Source organism: Actinoplanes hulinensis (assembly GCF_019429605.1).
GTDB classification, from domain to species: domain Bacteria; phylum Actinomycetota; class Actinomycetes; order Mycobacteriales; family Micromonosporaceae; genus Actinoplanes; species Actinoplanes campanulatus.
In genome coordinates, this window is the sequence record NZ_JAHXZI010000001.1 from 228,584 (window position 1) to 238,122 (window position 9,539).

The 9,539-nt window shown below is 70.9% G+C and carries 6 protein-coding genes; 1 reads left to right on the top strand and 5 read right to left on the bottom strand.

Going from position 1 to position 9,539, the window contains the following annotated elements; translation table 11 throughout:
* Positions 1–44: 44 nt before the first annotated feature.
* The 4 genes from KZ829_RS01140 to KZ829_RS01155 form a co-directional block, all read right to left on the bottom strand.
* Positions 45–524 (bottom strand): MarR family winged helix-turn-helix transcriptional regulator, encoded by a 480-nt coding sequence (locus KZ829_RS01140; RefSeq protein WP_220142012.1) that lies wholly within the window; start codon positions 522–524, stop codon positions 45–47.
* Positions 525–728: 204 nt separating this feature from the next.
* Entirely contained in the window at positions 729–1,118 is a 390-nt protein-coding gene (locus KZ829_RS01145) for a cupin domain-containing protein (protein ID WP_188121208.1), read from the bottom strand.
* Positions 1,119–1,136: 18 nt separating this feature from the next.
* Positions 1,137–2,807, bottom strand: a complete 1,671-nt coding sequence (locus KZ829_RS01150; protein WP_220142013.1) for an EAL domain-containing protein — start codon at positions 2,805–2,807, stop codon at positions 1,137–1,139.
* A 339-nt stretch (positions 2,808–3,146) separates the two neighbouring features.
* Positions 3,147–7,373, bottom strand: a complete 4,227-nt coding sequence (locus KZ829_RS01155; protein ID WP_220142014.1) for a PDDEXK-like endonuclease domain-containing protein — start codon at positions 7,371–7,373, stop codon at positions 3,147–3,149.
* A gap of 130 nt (positions 7,374–7,503) precedes the next feature.
* On the opposite strand from KZ829_RS01155, the gene KZ829_RS01160 reads away from it, so the two are divergent.
* The gene (locus KZ829_RS01160; RefSeq protein ID WP_220142015.1) at positions 7,504–8,412 is read left to right on the top strand and encodes a hypothetical protein; all 909 of its coding nucleotides are present in this window, start codon (positions 7,504–7,506) and stop codon (positions 8,410–8,412) included.
* A gap of 174 nt (positions 8,413–8,586) precedes the next feature.
* Here the strand turns inward: KZ829_RS01160 and KZ829_RS01165 are convergent, their stop codons facing one another.
* Entirely contained in the window at positions 8,587–9,255 is a 669-nt protein-coding gene (locus KZ829_RS01165; protein ID WP_183224913.1) for a hypothetical protein, read from the bottom strand.
* Positions 9,256–9,539 lie beyond the last annotated feature (284 nt).

Genomic DNA, 9,539 nt, shown 5'->3' on the forward strand with positions numbered 1-9,539 from the left:
ACCCTTCACCGGTGGCTGGTCCGATCAGGACAGCCTCGCAGATCTCACCGGGAAACGGGACGGGAACGAACCTCCACTGGCGTCTCCAGCAGCGCCTCGGCGACCTTGGCCAGCTGGCGGGCCTGCCCGGGGGTGAGCCGATCGAAGATCAGTTGCTGTACGGCCTCCGCGTGCCCGGGCGCCGACTCCACCACCTTCTCCCAGCCGGCGTCGGTGAGCACGGCGATCTGGACCCGGCCGTCCGCGGCGTCGCGTTCCCGCCGGACCCAGCCCTTCTCCTCCAGCCGGGCCACCACGTGGGAGAGCCGGGACAGCGAGGCGCTGGCCCGTTTCGCCAGGTTGCTCATCGACAGACGGCGGTCGGACCGCTCGGAGAGGGTCATCAGGACCAGGTAGCCCATGTGGGTCAGCCCGGCGTCCCGCTGGAGTTGGGCCTCCAGCGCCGCCGGCACCCGGACGAGGACTTCGATCACCTGCCGCCAGGCTTGCTGTTGCTCATCGGTCAACCAGCGAGGCTCGTCCATGCTGGCAGGTTAGTGGCGATCGACGGCTACGGAAGTGGCCGGACAGCCGAGATCCACAGAAGGCGTTACGGATCGGCCCTGGATTCGATCGACTTACGTGAACCTTGGCGGGTACGCTGTCCGGGGACTTTCACCCCGACACGGCGCCGGAACCGGCTGGCTGGGGGGCCTCGGCCGGTTCCGGCGCCGTGTGCCCAAGGGTTCCTATGCGGCGGGCGGCTCGTCCTTGCCGGCCTCCTCGGCCGCGTCAGCCTCTTCCTTGGTCTTGTGCACAGCCCCGTCGGCGTGCTCCGGCGGGCCGTAGACGGTGTAGAGGACAAGCGGGTTCGGGCCGTCGTTGAGGAAGTTGTGCTTCGTCCCGGCGGGCACCACGACCAGGTCTCCCTGCTCGACCTTGCGGGTCCGGCCGCCGACGACGGCCTTGCCGATCCCGCTCACGAAAGTCAGGATCTGGTCCACCTCGTGGATCTCCTCGCCGATCTCGCCTCCCGGCGGGACCGTCATGATCACGAGCTGGGTGTGCTTCCCGGTCCAGAGCACACGGCGGAAATCGGGGCTCTGCTCAGCGACAGTGGCAATCGTGAAGTGCTCCATGTCCGGACGTTACCCGGGTCAGGCCCTCCGCAATCGGCCTGGGAGGACCGGCGCCGGACGGCCGATGAGGTAGCCCTGCACGTAGTCGACGCCGAGCTCCCGCAGCATCCGCAGGGTGGCCTCGTCCTGCACGAACTCGGCGACGGTGTGGATGCCGTACGCCTGGCAGACCTGCACCAGGGCCCGGACCAGCACCTGGTCCTGCGGGTTGTCGACCAGGTCCACCACGTACTCGCCGTCGATCTTGACGAGGTCGATCGGGAAGAGCCGCAGGTAGCGGAACGAGGCGTAGCCGGAGCCGAAGTCGTCCAGCGCCAGACCGCAGCCCAGGTCGCGGACCCGGTCGGCGAACCGGCGGGCCTCGCTCAGGTTGCCGATCAGCGCCGTCTCGGTGATCTCGAAGGTGAGCTGCGCCGGATCCACCCGGTAGCGCTCCAGCAGCTTCTCCACCTCGTTGGTCAGCCGCGGATCGCCGACCGACCGGCCGGACAGGTTGACCTGCAGGCACAGGCCGGGCTGCTCGGCGGCGAGCCGCATGGCCCGCTCCACCACCCAGAGGTCGATGTCGAAGACCGCGTCGAGCCGCTCGGCGGCGTCCAGCACCTGGATCGGCGACTGCGGGCCGTCGCTCTCGTCGATCACCCGCAGCAGCAGCTCGTGCCGGGTCACCCGGTTGGTCTGCAACTCCAGGATCGGCTGCGAGTAGAGGGTGAACCGGTCGGTGCCGAGCGCGTCGGCGACCCGGGAGCGGTAGGAGCCCTGCCGGTCGCGGACCGGGACCGGGTGCGCCACCAGGGTCAGCGGGCGGTCCGCCTCCCGGGACTGCCGCCAGGCCTGTTCGGCGTCGATCAGCAGGCCGTGACTGCCGGCCTCGGCGTCCTGCTCGAACCGGACCAGGCCACCCCAGACGCACGCCGCCTCGCGCAGCGCCTCGACCAGCACCCGGGCCTGCTCACGGGCGGCCCGCCAGGGGGTCCGGGCGAACAGCACGGCGATCTCGTTGGGGCCGACCCGCCCGAGCAGGTGCTCCGGGCGGACCTGGTCCTCGAGCAGCCGGGCGGTGCGGTGCAGCAGATCGGCGTTGTGCTCCGGGCGTACCCCATCGGTTTCCCCGGCCTGGACCCGGAGCACCAGGAGCGCGCCACCGGCTCCGCGCAGGGCGCGGTCGACCTCGTCGGCGAACCGGGCCCGGGTGAGCAGACCGGTGGCCGGATCCGGCTCGATGAGCGAGGCCTGGACGGTCTCGCCGCGCCGGGTGAGGCGGGCCGACTCGCGGCGGGCCCGCTCGCGGGCCGAGACGTCGCGGATCGTGCCGCGGATGCCGCGCACCGTGCCGTCCGGCCCGGCCATCGGTTCGAGGGTGCAGTCGACGTCGAACCAGCCGCCGTCGGCGCGCATCAGCCGGACCGTGATGAGCACGGTGTTCTGGCTGGTCCAGGCTTCGGTGATGGCGCCAAGGGCCTTGGCGTGGTCGTCGCGGTGGACGTGGCGGGCGAGGATCTGCCGGGTCATCCCCTTCTCGGTGGGGGCACGGCCGACCATCGCGGAGAGCGCCGCGGACCAGACGATCTGGTCACCGGCGGCGGTGTACGTGAACCACGCGGCCCGGTCGTCGACGGGCTGCCGCGGCTCCGGGAGGGTGTGCGGCGGCGCGGGAGTCCAGAGCTCCCGTTCTTCGGGCACCGTCATATGCCGCCACCTCCCCCCCTGTGCACGGCTGTTCCCGCAGCCACCAAGACCCCTCACCTATTACGACCTGTCACCGGGTCGTAGTAACAGTGGACGCAAGCGTCAAAGTTTTGACGTATCCGCGAGCAAGGCCATGAGCAGGGAATTATCGCCCATCCAGAGTAACGAAACAACCGAATGGACGACCTCGTTCCCGTACAATTCCACCGAAATGGCCTCGCCCACTCCATGACAGACAGTCACTACGTGTACTTGCCGTGGAACCTTCCGCATTTCCCTACCCGAATCCGGGCCCGAACGTGCACCCAGTGCGACGGCGAACGCGCGGTGCGTGACGGATCAGTCGCCGTCGACTGTGGTGATCTCCAGCTCATTGATCCGCTGCCAGACCGGACGGATCGCCACCTCCGGCTCGCGCGCGAAGACACTGCCACGGACGCGGACGAAGACGCAATTCCCCACCCGTTCCAGCACGGACTGCCGCCGCATGTCGCTCTCCCACTGCTCCGGCCCCCGGTAGGCGTCGCCGTCGCACTCGATCGCCAGCCGCCGTCCGTCCGGCGCGTTCAGCACGAAGTCGATCCGGTAGTCCCCGATCCGGAACTGCGGAATCGGCCGGTACCCGCGGCCCACCAGGAGCTTGAGCACGTCCCTCTCGAAATCGGTCTCGCAGTGCACGGCCGGATCGGCCGCCGCGGCCTCCACGGGCAGGTCGACGGCGTACGACAGGAGCCGTCCCCGGGCGTCGTCGGCGAGCAGTGACCCGGGCCGCACCGAGTGGAAGATCCAGAGCTGGTCCCGCGCCCGGGAGGCGGCCACGTTGATCCGCCGGTGGTAGTCGCGCTTGGTGAACGCCGCGATCTTGGGGTCCCGCTCCGACACCACGGCGGAGATCAGCACCACGTCACGCTCGTCGCCCTGGAACGTGTACGCGTCACCGACCCGCAGCCGCCGTGCCTGGATCTCGTCCTCGCCGATCGCCTCGCGCAGCTGCTCCAGCAGGTAGGCGGCCTGCCCACTGCTGGAGAGCAGGCTGATCACGCCGAGGGTACGGCCGTCGTACCGCGGATCGGCCACGATCTTGGTGACCCGGTCGACCAGCGCGGTGGCCTCCTCGAGGTTCACATCGCCGTACCCGGCCAGCGGCCGGCGCTCCCCGCTCTCGCAGAACACCGTCTGGATCGGGGGCAGGGACGGACGGTCCGCCCGCAACGGCCGGATCCTGCCGTCGTAGTAGTGCCGCGACGAGAACTCGATGATCTGCGGGACACAGCGGAAATGCTCGGTCAGCAGGATCCGCTCCGGCGAGCGGCGGACCGCGTGGTCGTACAGGGAGGACTCGGGGTCGAAGTGCTCGGCCGAGGGCACCCCGTCCAGATGCCGCCGGATCAGACCGGTGACCGGGCCGACGAACCCGAGCTGCGGGCCGATCTGCTGGTCGTCGCCGACCACCACGGCCCGCTCGGCGAGCGTGAGCACCGGCAGGGAGAAGAGGTCGGCCTGGGACGCCTCGTCGACGATCACCACGTCGAACCGGGCGCCGCCGGCGAACTGCTCGATCGCCCGGTCCACCGACATGACCCAGACCGGCACCGCCGACACGGCCGACTCCATGGCCCGCTGAGCGTGCGCCTGCCAGGCCGCGGCGCCCCGCCCGGTGCCCTTGCCGATCTTGCGCAACGCGGTGGCCCAGTCGGCCAGCGCGGCCCGGCGCCGGTCGTCCAGCGCCCGGGACACCTCCAGCCACGCCGACGCCACCACCAGCTCGGCGGTCAGGCTCCGGATCCGGGACCGGGCCCGCTCCACCCGGCGGGACAGCACCGCCGGATCGACCTCGCCGACCACCCCGTCGAACCAGGTCTGGGCGCGCCGCCACTCCCACGCCGACAGCACCGCCTGACCGGAGAGCACCGGGTGATCGCCGCCGGCGATCATCGCGGCCCACTCCGGCGCGGCCGCCACCAACCGGTGGAAGGCGGCGTCGAACCGCATCACGTCCGGCTGGAGCAGCACCAGCCGGCGCACCTCGCCGATCGAGGAGTCCCAGTCCTCCAGGGTGCGCCACGACTCGGCCAGCTCCGGCCAGGCCGCCACCCGCTCGGCGACCGCCTTCTCCACGGCCCGCGCCTGCTCCAGGCCGAACACCTCGGCCGCCGCCTCGCACGCGTCGGCCACCTCGGCCAGGCCGGCGGCGTCCACGACCAGCTCCCGCTGCGGCATCAGCGGGGCGATCCGCCGGGCCAGCGGCGGCCAGCGGTTCAGATCGAAGTCGAGGGACTGGTTCGCCTCGGCGAGCAGCGTGCCGGCCCACACCTCCGGGTCGCCCCAGCCGCCCGGCGGCTCCGGGACCTGCAACCGGTCCACCCACTCCGACCAGGCGTCGCCCAGACGGCGGCGGGCCTGCTCACGGCGTACCCCGGCGGTCGCCAGATCGACGTCGGCCACCGTACGCAGCGGCTCCCCGTCGACCCGGACCTCGTCGGCCAGCCGGAACAGACCGGGCTGGAGCAGCCGGCTCAGGCTCCTCCCGGCGGCGAACCGCTGACGCACCTCGGCCAGCCGGGACAGCAGCAGCTTCGGCTCCGCCAGGATCGGGCCCGGGATCGCGATCCGGTGCCCGGTCACCTCCCGGGCCAGCGTGGCCAGCTCCGCGAAGAGGGTCTCGGTCGTCACCACCTGGTCGTTCCACAGGATGCGCCAGTGCGGGTCGTCCAGCAGCCGGCCGAGACGGTCGGTCCAGGTGCCCTCGCGGCGCTTCAGCCAGGACACCGCCTCGCGCAGGTCGGCCAGCAGGTCCGACATGCCGGTCCGGCGCTCACCGCGTACCGCTGTCATGTCGACGCCCTGATCCGCCAGGAGCGACATGCGTTCCTCGGTCTCCGCCGTCTCCGCCCGGGCGGCAGCCGCGGAAGCCGCGTCCGGAAGATCCGAGATCTCCGGAAGCGGGCGCATCGCGGCCGCGCGATCCTCCGGCGTCAGCCGGGCGGCCAGCTTCAGCAGTGTGGCGAACTCCTCGATGGTCAGCGGCGGCGGACCGGAGACCGGATCCGGGATGCCGCCGTGCGCGGCGGCGCGCTCACGCAGCCACGCGCCCACCTCGGCGGGCATCAGTGCAACCCCACCGATCTGGTACGTCTGAGCCTCGCTCTCGGCGATCAGCCGCAACCCGGCCATGGCCGCCGCCAGCTCCCGTTCCGCCTCCTCCAGGTTCCGGGTCAGCAGGTCCACCCGGCGGCCCTCGGCCTCCTTGTCCAGAGTGGCGGCCCGATCGGACAACTCGCGTGCCGCCAGCTGCAACTGCACCAGCTGGTCCGTGGTCCGCCCGAGAACGGCGAGGCAGAGCGGCTGCACCTCCTCGGGAAGGCCGTCGCGGAGCACCCGCAGCGGCTCCTCCTTCTGCGCGACCACCAGCACCCGCTTGCCGTTCGCCATGAGATGGCAGATCAGATTGCGGATCGTGTGCGTCTTGCCGGTGCCGGGCGGGCCCTGCACCGCGACGTTGCGGTGGTGGGCGAGACGGCGCGCGATCGACTCCTGCGCCTCGTTCGTCGGCAGCGGCATGAGCAGCCGCTCCCCCACCCGCTCCCAGGTCTCCGGGCGGTCGTCCGGCATCAGCAGGCGGCTCGGCTCGTGCGCCACCACCGCGGCCAGTGCACCGACCCGGTGCGTGTCGCCGCCGGTCAGGCCGTCGCGCAGGTTCTCCAGAAAGCCGCGTAGGTGGCGCTGGCGGGGCCGGGCGAAGAGCACGGCGACGTCCCGGATGAACGCCCCCTTCGTCGGTTCCTTCTCCAGCGGCTTCTCCGGGCCGTTGTCCGGGCCGTTCACGATCGCCCGGTCGAAACCGAGCCGGGAGAGGGCGCGTTCGAACAGCTCGCGGCGGTCGACGTCGTTCCACATGTCGACCTCGACGGTGCCGCCCGGACCGGTCAGTGCGGTCAGCTGGGCCAGGTAGCGGTCGTCCAGCCCGGCGAGAGCCTCCACCTGGAGGCGGGACGGTCCGGCCGGGGAGACGGTGACCAGGGCGCGGTCGGCGTCGTACTCGATCAGGACCGGGGTGGCGACCAGCGGATAGCGGACCCGCGCGCCGTCGATCACGGTCTCCACGATGCCGTGGCCCCAGACCAACTCGGTGGTGGCGATCGCCATGTCCAGCTGATGCATCCGGTCGAAGAGGCGGCGGTGCAGCTCACGGGTCTGCTCGGCGGTTGCGGTGAGCAGCGACCAGGGACGCCAGACCTCGTCGCGCCAGGTCTCGAAATCGTCGCCGGCGTCCTCCGCGGTCGGCTCCGCACCCGCGAGCACCTCACCACGCAGGCGCCGACGCAGCGCGGCCGGGACCGCCACCGGGGCGGGCAGTTCGGGACGGCCGACGCGGAGCCAGGAGGAGCCGTCGGCACCCGGGCCGATCTGGCACTCCGGGTGCTGGGGCAGCGAGTGCAGCCAGTGCGCGTCGCCCGGAACGGTGCGCGCCGGACGGTCCATCTGGGCCCGGACGGCGAGCAGATAGTCGGCGACCGCAACGGCCCGATCCCGGATCGTTGCGGGCGATTCGCGCTGCTCGGCCATCCTCGGGAGTCTAGGGCGTGAGATTGATCCTGTGAGTGTGCGTACCAGCCCGTTTCGGGGGCGGCACACAGCATGAGGAACCGCTAAGGTGACGCCCGCTGATCTTGCATCGATGGTCTTGGGGATACACGTGAATCAGGGGTGGGCGGAGTTGGACGGCAACGGTCACTATTGGCCGGCGCAGCCGCCGGCGATTCCTCCGTCGTACTACGCCATGCCGGATGACCCGCTGGTCAGCCCGAGCTATGAGGGCTGGTGGGCGCGGGCCGGAGCACTGGCGAAGAAGATCTGGAAGCCGGCGCTGAAGCTGAACGCGGTCGCCCTCCTGCCGCTGCTGGCGCTGACCGTGCCCGCCAACGTCCTGTTGACGACCGAGCAGCGGGAGATCCAGGCGGCGGCGCTCAACCAGACCGATCCGCCGGACGTCTCGATGCTGAGCGGGTTCATGACGGCGATCGGCTGGCTCCTGGCCGCCACCCTGGTCGCCACGCTGGTGTCCGCGGTGGTCACCTCGGCCACCGTACGGCTCGTCGTCCTCGCCGCCACCGGGCAGCCGGTCAGCCTGCGCGAGGCGCTCCGCACCGCGCTGCGCCGCGGCCCGGCGGTGATCGGATGGCAGATCCTCGGCGGCTTCCTCAGCGTCCTGGCGCTCCTCGCCTGCTTCCTGCCGATCCTGTACGTCGGCGCGGCGCTCATGATCCTCCCGGTGGTGGTCACCATCGAGCGGGGTGTGGGGATCGGGCGCAGCTTCTCCCTCTTCCACGCCGACATCGGCGCCAGCCTGGCCCGGATCGGCAGCATCTGGGCGGTCACCATCGGCGCCTCGTTGGTGCTGGCCGGGATCGGGACCGCGCTGGAGCTGACCATCGGCGGAACGCCCGGTGCGGTCGTGTCCAGCCTGTGGAGTGGCCTGTACTACCTGGTCGCCGGCATCTACATCACACCGCTGCTGGTCACCGCCTATGCGGACATGCGGGCGCGCCGGGAGCCGTTCTCCACCGCTTACCTCACGCCGCAGGCCGAGCAACCCGCCGCCTGATTCCTCCGTCGCCCATCCCGCGGCCCTGCGGCCCGCGGCCCACGCCACCCCGCGGCCCCGGGGGCTACGCGGGCCGGCCCGCAGCCTTCCTACCCGCGGGGCCGCTTTTTGGCCGTCACAAAGGCCGCGGGCCGCTCCCGTCCGGGGCGGCCCGCGGCCTTCTTCTGCCTACCGTCAGGGGAACTGCATGCGGCGCGGCCGGGGGATCACCGGCGGCGGGAGCGGCAGATCGTCGAGGTGGCTCCAGTTGAGAGTGCCGTTGTCGGTGGACTTGATCTCGCCGAGGCAGGCGCGGAGCAGACCCAGGTTGGGGGCTCCCGCGTATCCGGCGATGATCACCTCGGGTTTGGGCTCGATGCCGGCGATCGCCGCGCAGATCTTGGCGACCTCGCGCTCGTCGACGGCGTCGAGTGGTAGCGGGGCCTCGACCGGGGAGCGGCGCCACGGCGGGCCGAAGCGGCGCAGGAGTTCGCGGGCGAGGCGGCCGAACGAGCGGCCCACCTCGGCGTCCCGCATGGAGATCCGGGCGGACTGGCCGTAGCACCACGGCACGACCACATGCCCGTTGATCAGGACCAGCTGATAGACCGAGCGCGGCACGCTGATGATCTCCGCTCCGGGCAGTGTGCCCAGGAAGAGGACCAACTCCTCGTACGGAAGAGGCCAACGGGGATTGGCGAGCACACGCTCCATGGTCTGCGTCATGGCTGGGTGAGCGTGGACCTCGCGGTCGATCGCCGTGCTCAAGGCCTCCGGCACCCGGGTCCACAGCTCGTCGGCGACCTTGTCGCCGAACTGCTCGATCAGCCAATCGCTCGGACCGACGAGAACGTCTGGACGCATTCTCCACCACCACCGTCCGTGATGCCGACGTCACTGCTGGCTAGAAGAGTTGCACTTCCAATGATCGACTGGAAGGGGCAACGGCGAGATCACAAAAACAACCTTGAATGAAATCGAACATGTCGATCAACGCTTTGCCACAACGATGGAGCGGCGGCGCGGCGAACCGCGAAACGTGCAACTTGCGCGATGAAGGGAGCGCGCAAGTTGCACGCCCGCTTCACTATTCACCGACACTTGCCAGTGAAGCCGAGAGTTTTTTACGTGTGGTGACACACAGGCCC